We start from the raw sequence: 18,086 nt of genomic DNA on the forward strand, positions 1-18,086 counted from the left end.
TATTTACTGTTTTTTAACATTAGTATTAATGATTTGCTGGAAAGCTTCAACAATATTGTTCCAGTTGGTCTGGTAATTCGGAATAATCATACTCGCATCCGATTTACTGCCTTCATTAGGACCTTTCTTTACATTGATGGACGTTGAAATATTGTCGTACAATTTTTTACGGTCTTCCTGTATTCTTCTGAAATTATTCTGAGAAAGAACCTGATCCAGTTTCTTTAAATCTTCATCGGAAATTTTAAAATCCTGCTTATATTTCTTTCCCTGTCCTTCAAAAGAGTAGTGTACATTATTGCCCTTTATAAGCAGATTTTCATATGCCGGAGCAAAGCCTCCGCTTTTCGAATAGCTGATATCGAAATCCGAATATACTTTTTGGCTGTTGCATGAAACTAATACTATGACTGCGAATAATATTCCAAGTATTTTTTTCATAATTTTTCTATTTACTTTAATTATTTGAGTCCTTTTCTAATTTTTTAGCTTTAAGTTCTTCATCATAACTGTGTAATAGATTGAAATCTTCTGTCTGCTCAATGGCTGTCATAATTTTCAATAAAATTTCCGGTGCTTTTTCATTATCATAATCAATATCCAAAGGAGCTTTGAATTCCATCGTAGGTTTTACACCGGTTACCTTTACGCGGAGTCCTTTTTTATCAAAAGCTCTTCTGAATCCGTTTATTTTGATTGGAATTACAATAGGACGCTGGTTTTTCACCAATTTGGCAGTTCCTCTTCGTCCCTGTGCAAAAGCTGATGTAGTTCCTTGAGGGAAAGTAGCTACCCAGCCATTGTCCAATGCTTTCATAATATTATCTACCTCACTCATGTCAACCATTCTGTTGACATTTTTCCCTTCAGCTCTCCAGGTTCTTTTTACTGTTACAGCCCCTGCAATTTTGAAAATTTTAGGAAGAATACCTTTGTTCATAGTTTCCTCAGCTGCTACATAATAAAAATCAATCTTTGGGTTCAGTAGGTAGATCGGGTTTTTTATCGTATTTAAATATCCGTTGTTTACAGCACAGAAGGCATGGTACATTGCAGCCACATCTGCAAAATAGGTCTGATGGTTGGATACAAAAAGTACGTTAGAGTCCGGAAGATCCACAAGGTGTTCTGTGCCGGTTATTTTTAACTTATTAAAGCCGTTGAATCTTCTGTATGATACAACTCCTAATATAAAAATAATAAACCTTTTCAAAAAATAAGGTGTTCCGAATGCATCGGTGAAAATATTTTTCTTCGCCATCTCTCAATTAAACACGGTAGTGCAAAGTTACATTTTTTTCAGCAACTGACTGAATTCACTTAATATCATCGCTGTAGCACCCCAAATGATGTATCCGTTGAAATTAATAACCGGAACTTCATGTCCGCCTGTACTTGGCAGAGCCATAATTTCCGGGGTGTCTGACAGGTTTAAAAAGGAAGTGATGGGAAATTCAATGGTTTCTACAGCTTCCGTCTGCTGAAGAACAAAGGCCGGATTTTTTTTAGTATAAGAGATATAGGGATATACATAAAAATTGCTCGGCGGAATATAGATAGGTGACATTTCTCTGATGATCCTTACATAATGTTTATCTATTCCGATTTCTTCAGAGGTTTCCCGAACGGCTGTTTCAGCAAAATCTCTGTCCATTTCCTCACGCTTTCCTCCAGGCAGGGATATCTGCCCGCTATGCCTGTCGTGTTCATTAATCGTTCTTTGAATCAATGGAAAATACCATTCGTTGTCCTTCAGATATAAAACAATATTAACAGCTGCAAATTTGGGATTCTTTGACAATACTTCATCATAAGTAAAAACGGGACGGTAGGGAGGTGAGAATACTCCATGGGCGTGTTCACCGGGAAGTTCCACGCTTTTTATTTGTCTCAATAAATCTTTTCCAAAATTTTCCATAGCTCAAATTTAGCAATATATCTTGAAGAAATAAGTGCCTTAACATTAATTAACCTATGAGAAACACTGTAGTGTAGCCGAAAATTTTTGCCTCTTAATCCCAATGCGATATCATTGATGATAAAATACAAAGAATTGCAATTTTTAATCTTTAATTTTTAATTCAAAATTGATTTTAGGTTGATAAAATAAATTTGAATGCAGTTTGTAAAAAAAGGCTTAAAACCCTGGGCTGTGATGTTTTGAACAGATAAAAGGTCGGGTTTACTTAGAAAAGATCATAATACAAGAGAATTTAATATTCACTGTTATTGGATTTTACTGTAAACCAATATTTTGTAACGATGTTTTTTTGTAACGGTAAATAATGACATGAGCAACTGGAAACCGTGATTTTCAAAATTTACACCTTGATGGTGGTTTTTCATTTTGATGGGCAAGCTAACTTTGCCTTACTATTAACCAATTAATTTTTACTAAGATGAAAAACTTACTTACAGGTGTACTTACACTATTTGCAATGAGTTTCGGATTCGCACAATTCAATATTGATGTGACTACCCAGACAGGAAACTTAAATGTTGCTACAGTAGACCAAACTGGTCTTTTGAACATGAATTCTCTTACACAAACAGGGAATCGTAATACCGCAGATATCGACCAGATAGGAATTTTAAATGTCAATAATGCACAAAGTATCGGAAACAGAAACTCTATAGATGTAGACCAGGTGGGTATTGGGAACTCAAATGAAGTGATGCAGACGGGAAACAGAAACTCTGCTTCAACATGGCAGTTAGGAGTACTTAACTCTACAGAACAAACTCAGACCGGAAGAAGAAATGATGCTTCTTCAGTACAGATTGGATTAGGGAACTCAGTTTTTCAATATCAGGATGGGAGAAGAAATGATGCTTCTGCTATTCAGGTAGGTATTGGTAATGCCGCTTATCAGGTTCAGCTGGGAAGAAGAAATGATGCTGGCGCTCTTCAGCTAGGTGATAATAACGTTCTTGTTCAGTATCAGGATGGTAATGATAACAGTGCTACTCACGTACAAGTTGGTACAGGTAATATTGCTGCCTCAGTTCAGGTAGGGGATGATAACAGTTCTTCAGGATTTCAGGTAGGTAATGCCAACCAGCTTTATCAGTTCCAGATAGGAGATTCAAACTCAGCTATTGATCTTCAGATGGGTAATGGTAACTTTACCTGGGTAGCTCAGAGTGGTGTTAGCCAGGTTCATGTAGGAACTCAGATGGGTAATGGAAACTCAATGATTGTGAACCAGTCGAATTAAGTCCTATAACAAAATACTGTAAATCTTAGAAATTGTAAAGGAGAAACTACAGTGTTTCTCCTTTTTACCTTCAGTTTGACAGATTTGTTATTCATGAAACTTTAATAAACAAGCTATGTTTAACTTAAGATGGAGTGTTTTGGCTCTTTTTACATTCTTGCCACTACATGCACAGGAAATAGACTGGGATAAGATAAACAGTAATACAATCTTTAATCTTATAGCCATGCAGCAGAAAGATCAGAGTTCTTATGGATACGGTATTATTCAGATGGGAGACTATAATAATGCCGAACTTTCCGTTAACGCCCGAACGAATATTGTAGTAAAACAGCTTGGAGATTTTAATACCCTATATTTTATCAATTCATTCACAGATAAAGAAGCAAAAGCTGCCATTACTGCACAGGGAAATAATAATATTATTGATGTTACAGGAAGCAACAGTATTTCGGATGGAATTCAGATTAATGTAAAAGGAGATAATAAAACAGTTTTCATGAGAAACTATTAAAACACAAATGATGAAAATTTTATATTCCCTCAGCCTGGGTACATTTTTTACCTTCCTGTCTGTATGGGTTTATGGGCAGGAAGATAAAAAAGTAAACGCCAGGATAGAGAGCAGTCTCCTTGAAAACCAGGTCAGGTTGAAAGCTGTAGTAATCAATAACACCGCTGTTTATAAAGAACTGAATTACCTTTTGGTTTCTATTAAAAAAGGGAATGGCGGAAATCTCTCCAATAATCAGCAGAATGGTAAATTTTCTGTCAACCCCAATGAAGTAAAGGTATTATCGGAAATCAATGTGAATCTCGAATCAAAAGATGCTCTTAAAGCTTTCCTTTACATCAGGGATGAAGAAACCCAGAAGCTGATTGCCAAAGACAGTCTGGAAATGAACAGTGATCTTTTTAAGAAAAAAACAGCTAAGATAGAAGAAGATGCTGCTTACGAACTCAGAGGGCTTACTATAGATGATACAAAAACCAAAGTAGGAAAAGACTTTTATGATATGTTTTACATGCAGTACAGTCAGCTTCCCGATAAAAGCAGCAGCGTAATTACTATTTCAGAACTTCCTCTCCGTGGAACAAGTGGTCAGATTAATATTCAGATGGAAGATAAAATTATTTACAGTTTTATGACCAATCCGGCAGAGGAATATTTAAAAGAACAGCTAGGTTATAGCTTAAAATACATCAAAGAATTTAATGCCAAAAAAAATCTTATAAAAAATGAATTTATCTATTAAAAATGTCCGCCATGAAAACCTTTATCATTATTTTGATATGTATTGCGGGTGTTTTCTACGGAAAAGCTCAGCAGCTCGTCTATAAGCCGGTAAATCCTGCTTTCGGAGGAGATACATTTAATTACCAGTGGCTTTTAAGCTCTGCTAATGCACAGAACCCGTTTGATGAAAAAAATGATTACAGCAATTTGCTGGATCGTGTGAATTCCCTTGATAGTTTTACCCAGAGTCTTAACAGACAAATTCTCAGTGAGCTTTCAAGAAAACTGTTTGATGAACAGTTTGGTGATGGAAACATAAAACCCGGAAATTACCTTTTCGGATCCCTTTATCTGCAAATTACCAATACTAATCAGGGACTTTTAATCAATATTTTGGATACCAGCAATGGCGATCAGTCCGAGATCGTAATTCCGAAATAGGAAATCACTAAAAATAAACTTACCATGACAACCTACACTTATACCAGAATCTTTTTCTGCACCTTCCTGCTATGCATTATGCAGGCCTGTAGTTCAATATTTGGCTTACCTTCGGATCCCGAAAAGCCAACAATGGGAGAGGTTACTTCTTCCACTGCGGAACTGAAAAATCTTCCGCTTCCCAAAGAAAAGATTGTAATAGGAGTCTACAAATTCAGAGATCAGACCGGCCAGTATAAACCTTCCGAAAATGGAAACAACTGGAGTACGGCAGTCCCTCAGGGAACGACTACCATTCTCATTAAAGCATTAGAAGACAGCCGCTGGTTTATCCCTATTGAAAGAGAAAATATTGCCAATCTACTTAATGAAAGACAGATCATCCGTTCCACAAGACAGGAATACATCAAGGATGCAGACAAAAACAATCAATCACTTCCCCCTCTTTTATATGCCGGGATTCTTCTTGAAGGCGGCGTTATCTCATACGACAGCAATATTCTGACCGGAGGACTTGGAGCAAGGTATTTCGGAATCGGTGCTTCCACGCAGTACCGCCAGGACAGAATTACGATCTATCTCCGTGCTGTCTCTACCCTTAACGGAGAAATTCTTAAAACGGTTTATACTTCTAAAACCATTCTTTCAACCAGTGTTAACGGAAGCTTTTTCAGATATATTGATACGGAAAGACTACTGGAAGCTGAAGTAGGGCTTACTCAAAATGAGCCTGTTCAGCTCGCCGTGACAGAAGCGATAGAAAAGGCTGTAAAAGCTCTGATTGTTGAAGGGATCAGAGATAAAATATGGGGGAAAGCAATAGATGAGAATGGAGGATATCAAAGCTTAATCAACGAATATAACAGAGAGCAGGAGCAAAATAATGACAGAGTTGTTGGAGGCAGATATCCGCAGGATTACAGACAGAAAGTATCCATATTTGCGAATGTGGAAGGGCAGAAAGTTAAAGATGACTATGTAAGTCCAAAGATGAATGTTGGTGGAAAAATAGGATTTAAATATTTTCTTACTCCCTATCTGAATATGGAACTGAACGCAAGCTATTTTACGCTTGAAAATTCAAATATTGTAAAAAGAAACTACTTCGGTCCTGAAGTGAATCTGGAATACATCCTTTTTCCGAAATACAGATTCAGCCCATTTGTATACGGTGGAGCAGGAGCGATGTATTCAAAATATAAACCTCAATATAAAGCACAGTTCGGTGGCGGACTGGAATATATGATCAGCCGGAATTTTTCACTGAGAGCCTCCGCACAATATGACCTTGGTTTCAAAGACGACTGGGAAGGTCTTGTTAATGGGAAAAGAAAAGATCAGGCTTTGCGCTTTGGAATAGGAATCAACTTTTACTTCGGAAACAAATAAAAACACGAACTATGAAAACTATAATTAAAATATTCAGCATATTCATCTTTGCTTTTTGTCTGTTTTCATGCAATGAAGACCTTGTGGAACAGGCTCAAACAGGAATGTTAAAAGGAAAAGTCGTGAAAAGAGGCAGTAATGTGCCGATTCCTAACGTGAAAATTTTCACTAATCCTACGACACAAACTGTTTTCAGCGGTACAGACGGTTCATTTGAGATCCCTGCCATGCCAGTGGGGAATTATTCTGTAAAAGCAGAACTTTCAGGATATATTACAAGCTTTCAGTCAGTCAATATTCAAACTCAAAATCAGGTAGTAACGGTAGTTTTTGAGATGGATGATGATACTTCATTGAATTCTCCTCCCGCTACACCCCAGTTGCTAAGTCCGATAGATAACGCAGTAAATCAACCCTTGAGCGTCGAATTAACCTGGAGCGCAACAGATCCTGATACAGCGGATGTCTTAAAATACAGTTTGACAATTAAAAATAATCTTGACACTAATGTGATTCAGGTTAATGATTTGACAGCAAACCATTATACGCTATCAAATCTGAAGTTTGGTGTAAGTTACTTCTGGCAGGTGTCTGTTTCGGACGGCATTCACCAGCCAGTTTTAAGCTCTATCAGTAAATTCACCACCAATACAGTTCCGGCCAACCGGTATCATTACGTTCAGAAACAAAATGGAAACTTTGTGATCATTTCCAGTGATGACCAGGGAAATAAGTTCCAGCTTACCAATTCTTCCTATAATAGCTGGCGGCCACGGAAAAACAATAATGCCGGCCTCATTGCATTCCTTCGTACAGAAGGGGGAAGTACCCATCTTTATACTGCCAACCCGGATGGTTCCAATCCTTTTAAAGTAACAACTGTTGCTGTTGCAGGTTTCAATAATTATGAAATGGACTTCGCATGGAGTACAAATGGTAAGGAACTTATTTATTCCAACTTTAATAAACTTTACAGAATTAATAAAGATGGAAGCGGTCTGAGCTTAGTGTATACAACTCCGGATGGAAGTATGATCTCGGAATGCGACTGGAGCTACGACGGTAGTAAAATAGCATTGAAAACCAATGATTATAACGGATATAACACTAAAATTTATGTGATCGATGTCAATGGTGCCGTTCTTAAAACTGTATTGTCTGGTACAGCAGGGGCCAGCGGAGGTTTGAACTTCTCGGTTGACGGACAGCTTCTTCTCTTTACCCGTGATGTTTCCGGATATTTGGACGGAAGCGGAAATTACCGTCAGCTGGATTCACATATCTTTATCTATAACCTTATTACAGATGCTGTAAGTGATATTTCTGCAGAAAGCGAAAAAGTAATGGGAACTAATGATCTCGATCCAAGATTCTCCCCGAACAATGCTCAGATTATCTTTATGAATACCTCCAACGATAATATTTCGCAAAGAAATATAATGGTAGTTGACCTCAATAGTACGATGACTGATCTTACAAGGGTAATACTGTTTAGTAATGGAGAAATGCCGGATTATGAATAATATATAACGTTTAGCGCTCAAAGTCCAAGGTTTTAGTTGTAAAGTGAGGTGGGAGAGATGATCTGTACCCATTAGAGATAAATTTAAAATGAATTAAATACTTTTTTAATTGTTAAGTCTCTTATTTCTCTGCCTCACTTTTTACCTTATAGATTTTGATTGTATGTATCAATAAAAATTTCCCTGAAGAATTATTGGAATTAAAATCAGGAGTAAAAAAAATTCCAGGCTTTACAAAGTCTGGAATTTTTTGAGTAATTCATGGAAGTCTTTCAGTCGATGATATGATTCTCTATTGCATATTTTACAATTCCGACTGAGTTTTTCGCATTGAGTTTCAAAAGAATTCTTTTTCGGTGTGTTTCTACCGTATTGATACTGATAAATAATTTTTCTGATATATCTTTACTGCTGCATCCGTCGCAGATGAGTTTAAGAATTTCCATTTCGCGACGGGTGAGAGGTTCTTTGATGTGTGGGTTGGGCTTGCCCTCTTCATTACTGATAAAATTGATCATTCTTTCCTTTGCATGATCGCAGATGTAGATCTCATTAAGAAGCAAAACATTAATGGATTTAAGAAATTCATCGTAGGTACAATTTTTATCGAGATAAGCTTTAATCCCTTTGTTGAAGAGTTTTCGGATGTCAATTACATCATATGAGTTTCCAATGATTGTGATTCTGGTATTTTTATGCTCTGAAATAATACTTTCCACCAACTTGCAGATTTCCGAAAGCATAAGCATATTGGAACTCATAACAAGCATTTCCGGGGGCGTTTCTTTTAAATTTTTGGAGAGGTTTTCTAAAGAATTACAAATATCTATAGTGCTAAAAATATTACTTTGTGAAAGTAGTCTTGATAATCCCTCTGTATACAGCATGGGTTCATCAAAAATGGTCAATCTTGGTTTCATCATGGTCTGTTTTGTTTATATAAAAATAGGAAAAAAACTTTACATTTTAATTAAAATTGATAAATATTTTAAAATTATTATGTTTTTATTGTTAGTAAAATGTTATTTTTATTGATTTTTCATTAAATAATTCTCTTTCTGTAGAGTTTTTTGGAGTTATTATTGTTAAAACCTAATATTAATGATCTTTTTTAGAGTTTATTTTGAAACGTGGTACTATATAAATAACATGCTGGGGATATGTTTTACCGGAAAATTATCAGAATTAGCTTATGATGTAGCTGTTCTGCTTTTCTTTCATAAATTATTGCCGCAGGAGGCAGGGTAACTTCTCTAAAATAACCAATTCCACTGGCTTTTTCTGCCATAATACCTGTGCTTTATCAAAAGATAAAAGATCTTGTCATTAAAATTTATCGGTTTCAGCCAAAACTTAAAGGGTAGATCATATTTTATATTTATAAATACAAAACAAAAAAGAGGCTGTCTCAAAAGTGTCATTCTGAACGAAATGAAATGTAGTGAAGAATCTCATATGTTTGGTTATCAATGAGATTCTTCCTTCGTCAGAATGACAAAAGCCAGATTGTTTGACTTTTGAGACAGCCTCTTTAAATTTTTTAATTAGAGAATTCTATCAATTCTTCTTTTTTGGCATTGTAGATTTTGTATTCTAAATATTTAAAAGAATCTCTCGGAACAATGGTTACCCATTTTTTGTATTTCATGAACCATTTCATCTGGATACTTTTAATGCCTTTTGTAAGGTAGGCTTCCACAAATGGGTGTACATGCAGGTAGATCTTTCCTTTTTCTTTCTGCAGGATGTTTCTTAGGGTTTCACCCATTCTTTCCACGATAACAATAGGAGCTACAATTTCTCCGTCTTTGTTCGGGTTTTCTTCTTTGGTTTCGATCTGTTTTTCCGGACGGTTTCTCTGTCTGGTAATCTGGATCAGGCCAAATTTACTAGGAGGAAGGATTTTGTGGCGAGCTTTGTCGCGCTTCATTTCCTCTTTCAGATGCTCGTAGAGATCTCTTCTGTGATCAGAATTCGGCATGTCTATGAAATCGATAACAATAATACCTCCCATATCGCGGAGGCGGAGTTGTCTTGCAATTTCTGTAGCAGCCATTTTGTTCACTTTCAGTGCATGCTCTTTGTTGACAGCCGTTCCGGTAGTAATATTGTTTCCGGAGTTGACGTCCACAACGTGAAGTGCTTCTGTGTGTTCAATAACAAGATAAGCTCCTTTGGAACTCGGAATGTTTACATGTTTCCCGAAGCTCTGTTTAAGCTGTTTTTCAACATTGTAATATTCCAGAAGCGGAATATGAGAATCATAAAACTGGACAATATTTTTCTTTTCAGGCGCAATTACTTCAATGTAATTCTTCATTTCGGTCACCATCTGCTCATCATCACAAATGATATTCACGAAGTCCTGGTTAAAATTGTCTCTTAAAATAGCTGAAGCTTTGTCTTCTTCGCTTAAAACTTTAGACGGAACTTTATTTCTCTGGATATTTTTGAAAGTGCTTTCCCATTTCTGAACCAGCTGGTTCATGTCATTATGCAGATCTGCTACTTTTTTTCCCTCCGCTACAGTTCTGATGATTACTCCGAATCCTTCAGGCTTAATGCTGTCGATAAGGGTTCTCAACCTTTCTTTTTCCTCAGAACTTCTGATTTTTTTGGAAATAGAAACTTTATTGTCGAAAGGAATTAAAACCAGAAATCGCCCTGTTAGTGAAATCTGGGTAGAAATTCTGGGACCTTTGGTAGAAATTGGTTCTTTGGTAATTTGTAACAGTACCAGGTCATCTTTTACGATCACTTTGTCTACCGTTCCGTTTTTGTCTATTTCGGGTTGTATCTCGAAATTTTTTAAGCTCGAAGTGCTTTGTTTTTTAGAAATAGTATCTTTTAAAAACTTTTTGTATGTAAGATACTGAGGCCCCAGGTCCTGATAATGCAGAAATGCATCTTTGTCGTATCCGATATTCACGAATGCTGCATTCAGATTGGGTGCCAGTTTTTTTACTTTTCCTATAAACAGATCTCCAACTATAAAATCGCTTTTGTCTTCTTGCTCATGAAGTTCACATAGTCTTCCGTCTTCCAGCAGCGCAATCTTTGTAAGATCATCTTCATGCGAAACTATTAGTTCTTTCTTCATTTTTTAATAAGATAAAATTGTTAAGATTATAGGAAGTGGATGTTTTTATCGATTAATTCATCTATTAAATATAAGGATTTTGAATGAAAACCATTATATGTTTATTAAAATAATATTTGAAACCCTCCGTTTTCCGCGGAATCTTATAGTTGCAAACAAAAATATAGTTAGTGAACTTTAAAAATTTAAATCCACCAACTATATTATTATATTGTAAATCTCGAAAAAAAGAGATTATTTTTTCTTATGTCTGTTTGCTCTTCTTCTTTTCTTTCTTTTGTGAGTTGCAACCTTGTGTCTTTTTCTTTTCTTTCCGCTTGGCATAATTTTAATTTTTTAGTAACTAGTTAATATTCAGTTAATGTTCTTATTTTACTGCAACTTTAGTTTTTACTTTCTCAACAAAAGATTTTGATGGTTTGAAAGCAGGAATGTTATGAGCAGGAATCTCAATTGCAGTGTTTTTAGAAATATTTCTTCCTGTTTTAGCAGCTCTTGTTTTAATGATAAAAGATCCAAAACCTCTTAGATAAACGTTATCCCCATTATACATAGAAGTTCTGATCTCCTGCATAAAAGCTTCTACAACTTTCTGTGTTTCATTCTTTTCTGTTCCCAACTTATTTGAGATGGTGTTTACCAATTCTGCCTTTGTCATTTCCTTATTTTAATTTTAAATTTTAGGTGTGCAAATTTAGTTAAAAAAATTGAATACTAGCAAATTAGTGGCAAAATATTTTTATTCAAAGAGTTGGACTTTTTATGTATACACTATATTAAGGGCGGGTGATAATAATTTAACAATAAAATAATGTAACCGGATAAAGGTATGAAAATTTAATGAATAAAATTTAATAAATGCTGGTTATAGCAGGCTTTACAACGCTTTCTAACCTTGAGCATAATATTTTAATATCCTCGTATCTACCCTCATTTGTAACCCGTAATTGAATTTTTTAACTGAAATCAGAAATTTTATAAACTGGAATTATAATATCCGTTTTCCACACAGAAACGGATAAGGTGAAGCTTGGTTTTTAATCCCAGCTTTTCTGTAAGCCTGTTGATGTAGGTATCTATGGTTCTGGTGCTCAGATTAAGTTTTTCTGCAATTTCTTTATTGCTTAATCCTTCATAGCAGAATCTCATAAGCTGTATTTCTGCCGGTGAAAGCTCCTCCTGTCCTTTCTTCTGCCTGTCCATATACTCCTGTACAGCAAGAGGCTGCTGCTCCCATTCTTTGGAATAAGCCTGATAGTCAAAGTCTTCAGAAGCAATACTTCCTTTAATGATATCCTTTATGATTGTACTTTTTTTCTGGCAGTAATAGATATTAGGAATTTTTGAAAGGATCTCGGCCATATCTTCCTGATAAGTGCCGGAATAGGTAATGATGGGTGTTTCCGTATTGTTTTTTCTGATGTACTTTATGGCCTCAATTCCGCTTAATACCGGCATGAAGAGTTCAATAATGAACACATCTTCCTGTCTTCTGTAGATTCTGTTTACCAGTTCATGCCCATTGTTACAGTCATTCAGAAGCATATAGAAAGGATTTTCCATAAGTGTTTTGATCATTATTTTTTTAAAATAAAAATCACTGTCAGCAATGGAAAAACGTACGGTATTAGATAATATTTTACTCATTCTTAATATCGATTTGGCGAATGATATTTGAAATTTAAAGGTCTAATTTATGAAAAACTTATCAAAGTGAAAATTAATATTAATTTAATCAGGGTTTTCACGAAACAGGCTTGGGGAAATTACGTATTGTGCATAAATTTTTTTTTTTATATTTTCACAGGCCAAACAAATCGCAAATTATGTCTTCTAACAGGGAAAAAAAATTAAACAAATCTGACGTCAGAACGGGCATTTGGAAGTTTATTCTGTCATTTGTCGTTTTGTCGGCTGTATCTTTTACTTGCTTATTTCTCTTCTTTAAGAGTTATGATATACAACGGGAAGGAATTAGCCGTGAAGCAGAAGCTTATAAAGAACTGATGCTTCGAAGTGATGTACTTAAGGACCACATTGATGATATTTACGACAAAATGAACCAGCTTAGCATTAATAAGGTGGAGAATGAAGTATTTCTCAGAACCAGTATTATGGATAATGTGAGAGATGCTAAAAATATTATGGGTAAAGACAGTGTACAAAGCTTTAAACATTATGCTGTACTGATGAAACAGATTGTACCCATGATGAATTTAAAAGCCAGGATCATTGAAGTGGAATATCAGAAGAAAACAGTGTTGAGAGATCTTGATGAATGTATGGGAAAGATCAAAGTAACCAATAATGAACTTAGAAAAGACCCTACAAGAAATTTCACAGGAAGTAAAAGAAGAAGATAAAAAGAAAAGATATGCAAGGACAAATCACATTATCTAAGAAAGAAAGGCATTATCAGTTTTTTTATTTAATACTGATGCTGGTAACAGCAATGTTATTTTTGGGAGTGATCTTTTTAAAAGGATTTGTATCTCCTTTTTCTGATGAAGATGTAAGAGGCATTCAGAATCTTGAACAGAAAGCCGAATTTGAACAGCATCAGAAAGTTGTTCTTCCCATCATGGACAGTACTTATACCATGATCACCAAACTTACCAATGACGGACCACAGCCTTTTATCGAAAACAATATCCAGCTGGGAGTGAATGATCTTAACAGCTATTTCAATAGTACTGACGTTGTGGATATCCGTAAAGATGCCTATCCACAGATCGCAAAATTTTATAAAATGTATTTTGATGATAAAAAAGTCATTTCAACAACCTCGGAAGACATTAAAATTTTCCAGAAACAGGTAGATGAATGCAGAATCGGATTTAAAGATAAGCAGAATAAGCTCTATCAGCGCGAGCAGGATCTGAAAGCAAGGATGCAGTAAGCAAATGGATACTAGGAATTTTAAACAACACATCACAATTATTAACTATGAATTATTTTCAAAAGAACAAGAAAAACATTATTATCGGTGTTATTGCAACGTTGCTGATTGCTGCATTGGTTGCTCTGTGGCTGCAGAAAAAGGTAATACATTCAGCCGATGATATTGTTGGGGTGGTTTATCCGTCTTCATTGGCGGTGGGAGATACACTTTTATTTGAAGATAAAACCCAGTTTGCGAAAACCAAAAGATGGAATTTCGGAGATGGAACAACTTCAGACAAAAACAGTGGTATTCACTTCTATAATAAGCCAGGATATTACCAGGTAAGTTTGATCGTGGACAATAAGTATACGAAATCTTTCCCTGTAATGGTAAGTGCAAGAAGCGTTCAGAAACCAAAAGATACTGCAACGGCAAAAACAACTATTGAAGCTGTGAGCCAGGCGATGCAGAACGAGAATGTAACCTTCCGTGCTATTTCCGAAGCAAAGCAGTTTGCATGGAAATTTGGTGAGTCCGGGAATACAGATGCTAAGGATAAATTCACTATCTATTCCTATAAAAAACCCGGAGATTATCTGGTAACTCTTTACACGGAACAAAGCCAGGATCCTATTTATCACCGTATTAAAATCCTTCCGGCTTATGATGCTCTTGCAGAAGATGAAGTTTCAGTAGAAGACTCTTATGCAAAAGTAGATAATGATTTCAAATATCACCTGCAGCAGATTGCTAACGGAAACAGTTTCAATATGCATTACAATTACCTGTTGAAAACGTATCTGTGTAACAATGAAAATACAGTGGTAAAAGTAAATGACAGCAAAGTAAATAATTTCTACATGTATTGTGCAGGCCTTCAGTTTGATAAAAATACAGTGATCCAGACGGTAAAAGTAAATCTGGATGATACACAGAACTGTGTAACGAAAGTAGATATTAATCAAAGCAAATAATTTCGTCCGGTCTTACGGATGCACCAATCATAAAAAGATTAAATAGGATGAAAAATACATTTCCTCTAGCAGCATATTATATAGGGTTATCAGTATTATTAACGAGTTGCCAGGTAAAGCTCCCGTCAAAGAAAACCCCGGAACCTTCACAGTATGGGCAGGTGGATGCTTCCCCTGTCGTTAACGGATATCCAAAAAAGTCAGTTCCATGGATTGTTATTTCAGACAGATCAAGAAATACGGCTTATCTGGATAAAGATGATGAGAAGTCTTACAAAGAAGTAAAATTTCTTGAACCTTTAATGGTTTTAAAACATAGAGACGGAATGGTAAAAGTAGCGGAATATGTTCCGGATGCTTTAATGAAAAAGATTTCTTCAAAATCAGTCAAAACATATGGCTGGATTCAGGAGTCTGATCTCCTTCTTTGGAATAACGCTTTAAAAAGTGAAAAAACAGGGTATCCTGTAAGAGTAGCAGTAGTACCGAATAACAGTGAAGTCATCAGAAATGCCGAGAGATACTACAAAAACGACTCTATTATGGTGTTTAATTCACCAAGTCTTATTGAAACAGCCAACGTGAAAATTCCTAACGGACAAATTGTTTACGTATACAAGATGGCTGAAAATAATAAACGTTTCCTGGTAGGTAAAAAACCATCTGTTGATATGGACAGTATCAACAAAGGACTTTACGGATGGGTAAGCTCAAATGTAATTTCCAGCTGGGGAGAACGTTCTGCGATCAAATTAAAAAATACAACAGGAATTAATGATACGGCATTAGGAATCCATGAAGGACATCCAGGCGGATCTGCTTCAGATGCTGATAACAAAACAGCTGTTCTTCTTACTGATGTAAACAAAAGAACACCTCTGGAAAATATCTTCCCGGTAAATCTTCCTTTAGAAGAAACTCCAACTCCTGATACCAAGACAAAATATTTCACCAATATTTTAGATTACAGCAAGAACTTTGTATCCAATGTATTGGGTGAGCCTATTTATTTTGATCGCTACAGAGAGATTACGGAAAGAGATAAAAATATCAATATTGTTTTTGCATTAGACATAAGTGCTGCCAATGCACCTTATGCACCTATCGTAAAATCACTTTTACAGGATCTTCAGCTGAGGTTTGAAAAACCATCTTATTTTAATCATGTTAAATATGGTGTGGTTTTATACAAAAACAATCCATGTGGAGATAATATTTCTGTATCCAACTTAAGTACAGACTACAGTAAAATCATGACATTTATTGATCAGAAAACCAATGAAATGAACTGTGCAAGCAATAATGGCTATCAGCCGGTAGGAGAGGCGCTTACTGCAGCAGGGAATCTTCTTTCAAATGTTTCTGATGAAACCAATATTGTTATAACTGTAGGAACTTCTGCCAATCAAAGCGGAAATATGTACAGTGTAATCAGTTCGTTAACACAGGCTCAGGCAAGATTAATCATGTTCCAGACCAGTGCAAGATCATCTGATACTTACAACGATTTTGTATTGATGGCAGAAAATGTGGTAACGAATACAGCTAAAAACATTGCTGAACTTAAAAAGCAGAAGATCATCAACCAATATGATGTTTTAACCAAAAATAATTTCAGCCTTGTGGAAGGCGATACGGGATTCTTCTCTTTAGCTTATCCTAAAGAGAGCATGTCTCAGGGATTTGTTATTTTCCCTAAAAAAGGAGATATTACCACTCCCGGATTCCTTAAAAAGTCTGTTGACAGTCTTATTGCACAAGTTACTTTAGATAATCAGACTGTTGATAAATCTCTTAATGAATATTTCCATTCATCCGTAGGAGCAGGGAGAACAGATGTAGATTTAAAATATAAATACCTGTATCCAGGGCTTACCAATCCGGTTTCTGCCGGAATTGCTGCACAGCTGATCAACTATGGAAGCCCGTTCCTTGTGAAAGGATATATTCCAAAAGAGCTGAAAGAGTTTACGCCAGGAATAGAAAAGGGAATCCTTATTTCTGAATCGGAATATGATAACTTAAAAGCTTTCTATACGGAAGTTTACAGAAATACTCAGGCAGACCGTGCAGACTTTAACCAGGCTAGAGCAGTAAAGGAGTATGTAAAGCTGCTGAAAAAGTATAATCCTACAATAAAATTCTTAGATAAAGGAGCACTTTATGAGCTGCCAATGTCTTACGCTATTGGAATGAGTACCGGATTTGACCTTTCTGAAGAAGAATTGATGGCTAAATATAAACTGAAAGGTTGGAAAAAATCAAAAGTGGTTCCTAGTGAAACGGTAAAAAATTATTTCCAGCACTACAAGAACTTAGCAGACAGACTGCTTGCCAACAGAAACAATCCGGCTGTAAAAATTCAGCAGAACGGACAGACTTTCTACTGGCTTAATGAGTACTTTACGCCATCCAGAATTCCAACAGAACAACCGGAATACACAAAGCATTAAGAAATTTATTTTATGATATTAAAAGCAGGAGTATATCTTCTGCTTTTTTTGTGTCTTAAAGTGAGGTCACATATATTGATTAATTGTAAACCTTAAACTTTGAATTTTTGAAACCTAAACTCTGTTTATTTCTCTTTAAAGTGTAAAAATATTTTTTATCTAAAAACTGAGATATAATTTAAAATACTTTATTAATGGATGTTATGGTGTGGTTTGTAAATCCATTGTCGTAGAATTACGACAACAAATCGTAGAACTACTACAAAATATCAGATTTATAAGGAAAAGTTTTTTTTAGCGGAAAAGAGCCTCTATATTTGCTAACACAATCACCGAATCACAAAATATTACTAACGATTAAATTTACTAATCATGGCCGAAAGAAACTCAAGAGGAATCTTAAAATTCAATAATGGAGAAGGGCAGAAGCTGTTAAAAATGAACTACAGCGTATCAAGATCTACAGATGTTTCAGGACGTGTAGCATCAGATCCTTCCAATGCATTAATCAAGGTTACGGTAGAAGCTACTGAAAAGTCAGATATCCTTGAAAGCTTACTAAACGGCAAATATAAGCCGACAGTAGGAGAAATTACTTTCAACAAATCTCACGAAGAAGGAACACTGATCACTTTGAAATGGGAAAACGGATACGTCATCCAGCATGAAGTAGACTTCGACGCAGTAGACAGCAACAGTATGCTGATCAGCTTCGTCATCAGTGCAGAAACCATTGATTACGGTACTTCTCAATACGCAGGGCTATGGCCATCCAGCTAAGATTGACACATATTATCAACATTCATAAGAAGAAAGACTGTCCCTATTTAAGACGGTCTTTTTTTGCCTGAATGAAAAAACTATACC

At 35.6% G+C, this 18,086-nt stretch carries 18 protein-coding genes; 11 read left to right on the forward strand and 7 right to left on the reverse strand.

Annotated features, from left to right (window positions below):
- Positions 1 to 3 precede the first annotated feature (3 nt).
- From EK417_RS06980 to EK417_RS06990, 3 genes are read right to left on the reverse strand one after another with little or no spacing between them, the layout of a single operon-like run.
- Positions 4 to 441, reverse strand: coding sequence for a hypothetical protein (locus tag EK417_RS06980; protein ID WP_110367873.1), 438 nt, complete (start codon positions 439 to 441; stop codon positions 4 to 6).
- 16 nt (positions 442 to 457) lie between these two features.
- Positions 458 to 1,261: a lysophospholipid acyltransferase family protein gene (locus EK417_RS06985; RefSeq protein WP_076596254.1), complete on the reverse strand. Its 804-nt coding sequence runs from the start codon at positions 1,259 to 1,261 to the stop codon at positions 458 to 460.
- 27 nt (positions 1,262 to 1,288) lie between these two features.
- On the reverse strand, positions 1,289 to 1,918 hold the full coding sequence (locus EK417_RS06990) for an NUDIX hydrolase (RefSeq protein ID WP_136521724.1): 630 nt from the start codon (positions 1,916 to 1,918) through the stop codon (positions 1,289 to 1,291).
- A gap of 481 nt (positions 1,919 to 2,399) precedes the next feature.
- Here EK417_RS06990 and EK417_RS06995 point away from each other — a divergent pair, with 481 nt between their 5' ends.
- From EK417_RS06995 to EK417_RS07020, 6 genes are all read left to right on the forward strand, one after another.
- Positions 2,400 to 3,218 carry a hypothetical protein gene (locus EK417_RS06995; protein WP_076596256.1) on the forward strand — a complete coding sequence of 273 codons (819 nt, stop codon included), beginning with the start codon at positions 2,400 to 2,402 and terminating at the stop codon, positions 3,216 to 3,218.
- Positions 3,219 to 3,333: 115 nt separating this feature from the next.
- Entirely contained in the window at positions 3,334 to 3,732 is a 399-nt protein-coding gene (locus tag EK417_RS07000; protein ID WP_136521725.1) for a hypothetical protein, read from the forward strand.
- Between the two features lie 7 nt (positions 3,733 to 3,739).
- The gene (locus EK417_RS07005; RefSeq protein WP_228457902.1) at positions 3,740 to 4,474 is read left to right on the forward strand and encodes a CsgE family curli-type amyloid fiber assembly protein; all 735 of its coding nucleotides are present in this window, start codon (positions 3,740 to 3,742) and stop codon (positions 4,472 to 4,474) included.
- An 11-nt stretch (positions 4,475 to 4,485) separates the two neighbouring features.
- Positions 4,486 to 4,896: a curli production assembly/transport component CsgF gene (locus tag EK417_RS07010; protein WP_136521726.1), complete on the forward strand. Its 411-nt coding sequence runs from the start codon at positions 4,486 to 4,488 to the stop codon at positions 4,894 to 4,896.
- Between the two features lie 24 nt (positions 4,897 to 4,920).
- Positions 4,921 to 6,285, forward strand: coding sequence for a CsgG/HfaB family protein (locus EK417_RS07015; RefSeq protein ID WP_136521727.1), 1,365 nt, complete (start codon positions 4,921 to 4,923; stop codon positions 6,283 to 6,285).
- Between the two features lie 11 nt (positions 6,286 to 6,296).
- Complete coding sequence (locus tag EK417_RS07020) at positions 6,297 to 7,808, forward strand: carboxypeptidase-like regulatory domain-containing protein (RefSeq protein ID WP_136521728.1); 1,512 nt, start codon at positions 6,297 to 6,299, stop codon at positions 7,806 to 7,808.
- Positions 7,809 to 8,080: 272 nt separating this feature from the next.
- Here EK417_RS07020 and EK417_RS07025 read toward each other — a convergent pair whose 3' ends face one another.
- The 4 genes from EK417_RS07025 to EK417_RS07040 all read right to left on the reverse strand — a co-directional run bounded on the left by EK417_RS07025 (position 8,081) and on the right by EK417_RS07040 (position 12,555).
- Positions 8,081 to 8,731 carry a response regulator transcription factor gene (locus EK417_RS07025; RefSeq protein ID WP_228457903.1) on the reverse strand — a complete coding sequence of 217 codons (651 nt, stop codon included), beginning with the start codon at positions 8,729 to 8,731 and terminating at the stop codon, positions 8,081 to 8,083.
- Between the two features lie 617 nt (positions 8,732 to 9,348).
- Positions 9,349 to 10,908, reverse strand: coding sequence for an Rne/Rng family ribonuclease (locus tag EK417_RS07030; RefSeq protein WP_076596261.1), 1,560 nt, complete (start codon positions 10,906 to 10,908; stop codon positions 9,349 to 9,351).
- A gap of 367 nt (positions 10,909 to 11,275) precedes the next feature.
- Positions 11,276 to 11,566: an HU family DNA-binding protein gene (locus tag EK417_RS07035; protein ID WP_002984212.1), complete on the reverse strand. Its 291-nt coding sequence runs from the start codon at positions 11,564 to 11,566 to the stop codon at positions 11,276 to 11,278.
- Positions 11,567 to 11,883: 317 nt separating this feature from the next.
- Entirely contained in the window at positions 11,884 to 12,555 is a 672-nt protein-coding gene (locus EK417_RS07040; RefSeq protein WP_076596262.1) for a response regulator transcription factor, read from the reverse strand.
- A gap of 179 nt (positions 12,556 to 12,734) precedes the next feature.
- Between EK417_RS07040 and tssO the strand changes: the two genes are divergently transcribed.
- The 5 genes from tssO (at position 12,735) to tssD (ending at position 17,999) form a co-directional block, all read left to right on the forward strand.
- The gene (tssO, locus tag EK417_RS07045) at positions 12,735 to 13,271 is read left to right on the forward strand and encodes a type VI secretion system TssO (RefSeq protein WP_076596263.1); all 537 of its coding nucleotides are present in this window, start codon (positions 12,735 to 12,737) and stop codon (positions 13,269 to 13,271) included.
- A gap of 11 nt (positions 13,272 to 13,282) precedes the next feature.
- On the forward strand, positions 13,283 to 13,807 hold the full coding sequence (locus tag EK417_RS07050; RefSeq protein WP_076596264.1) for a type VI secretion system transmembrane protein TssO: 525 nt from the start codon (positions 13,283 to 13,285) through the stop codon (positions 13,805 to 13,807).
- Positions 13,808 to 13,854: 47 nt separating this feature from the next.
- The gene (locus EK417_RS07055) at positions 13,855 to 14,766 is read left to right on the forward strand and encodes a PKD domain-containing protein (RefSeq protein ID WP_076596265.1); all 912 of its coding nucleotides are present in this window, start codon (positions 13,855 to 13,857) and stop codon (positions 14,764 to 14,766) included.
- A 47-nt stretch (positions 14,767 to 14,813) separates the two neighbouring features.
- The gene (tssR, locus tag EK417_RS07060; protein WP_136521729.1) at positions 14,814 to 17,219 is read left to right on the forward strand and encodes a type VI secretion system protein TssR domain-containing protein; all 2,406 of its coding nucleotides are present in this window, start codon (positions 14,814 to 14,816) and stop codon (positions 17,217 to 17,219) included.
- 372 nt (positions 17,220 to 17,591) lie between these two features.
- Positions 17,592 to 17,999, forward strand: a complete 408-nt coding sequence (gene tssD, locus EK417_RS07065) for a type VI secretion system tube protein TssD (protein WP_076596267.1) — start codon at positions 17,592 to 17,594, stop codon at positions 17,997 to 17,999.
- The last annotated feature ends 87 nt before the right edge of the window (positions 18,000 to 18,086 follow it).

It is taken from the genome of Chryseobacterium candidae, assembly GCF_004916905.1.
In the GTDB taxonomy this organism is placed as follows: domain Bacteria; phylum Bacteroidota; class Bacteroidia; order Flavobacteriales; family Weeksellaceae; genus Chryseobacterium; species Chryseobacterium candidae.

Bases quoted from the DNA above. Each gene is read 5' to 3' on its own strand.
- EK417_RS06980 (WP_110367873.1), bottom strand. From the start codon at position 441: ATGAAAAAAATACTTGGAATATTATTCGCAGTCATAGTATTAGTTTCA.
- EK417_RS06985 (WP_076596254.1), bottom strand. From the start codon at position 1,261: ATGGCGAAGAAAAATATTTTCACCGATGCATTCGGAACACCTTATTTT.
- EK417_RS06990 (WP_136521724.1), bottom strand. From the start codon at position 1,918: ATGGAAAATTTTGGAAAAGATTTATTGAGACAAATAAAAAGCGTGGAA.
- EK417_RS06995 (WP_076596256.1), top strand. From the start codon at position 2,400: ATGAAAAACTTACTTACAGGTGTACTTACACTATTTGCAATGAGTTTC.
- EK417_RS07000 (WP_136521725.1), top strand. From the start codon at position 3,334: ATGTTTAACTTAAGATGGAGTGTTTTGGCTCTTTTTACATTCTTGCCA.
- EK417_RS07005 (WP_228457902.1), top strand. From the start codon at position 3,740: ATGATGAAAATTTTATATTCCCTCAGCCTGGGTACATTTTTTACCTTC.
- EK417_RS07010 (WP_136521726.1), top strand. From the start codon at position 4,486: ATGAAAACCTTTATCATTATTTTGATATGTATTGCGGGTGTTTTCTAC.
- EK417_RS07015 (WP_136521727.1), top strand. From the start codon at position 4,921: ATGACAACCTACACTTATACCAGAATCTTTTTCTGCACCTTCCTGCTA.
- EK417_RS07020 (WP_136521728.1), top strand. From the start codon at position 6,297: ATGAAAACTATAATTAAAATATTCAGCATATTCATCTTTGCTTTTTGT.
- EK417_RS07025 (WP_228457903.1), bottom strand. From the start codon at position 8,731: ATGATGAAACCAAGATTGACCATTTTTGATGAACCCATGCTGTATACA.
- EK417_RS07030 (WP_076596261.1), bottom strand. From the start codon at position 10,908: ATGAAGAAAGAACTAATAGTTTCGCATGAAGATGATCTTACAAAGATT.
- EK417_RS07035 (WP_002984212.1), bottom strand. From the start codon at position 11,566: ATGACAAAGGCAGAATTGGTAAACACCATCTCAAATAAGTTGGGAACA.
- EK417_RS07040 (WP_076596262.1), bottom strand. From the start codon at position 12,555: ATGAGTAAAATATTATCTAATACCGTACGTTTTTCCATTGCTGACAGT.
- tssO (WP_076596263.1), top strand. From the start codon at position 12,735: ATGTCTTCTAACAGGGAAAAAAAATTAAACAAATCTGACGTCAGAACG.
- EK417_RS07050 (WP_076596264.1), top strand. From the start codon at position 13,283: ATGCAAGGACAAATCACATTATCTAAGAAAGAAAGGCATTATCAGTTT.
- EK417_RS07055 (WP_076596265.1), top strand. From the start codon at position 13,855: ATGAATTATTTTCAAAAGAACAAGAAAAACATTATTATCGGTGTTATT.
- tssR (WP_136521729.1), top strand. From the start codon at position 14,814: ATGAAAAATACATTTCCTCTAGCAGCATATTATATAGGGTTATCAGTA.
- tssD (WP_076596267.1), top strand. From the start codon at position 17,592: ATGGCCGAAAGAAACTCAAGAGGAATCTTAAAATTCAATAATGGAGAA.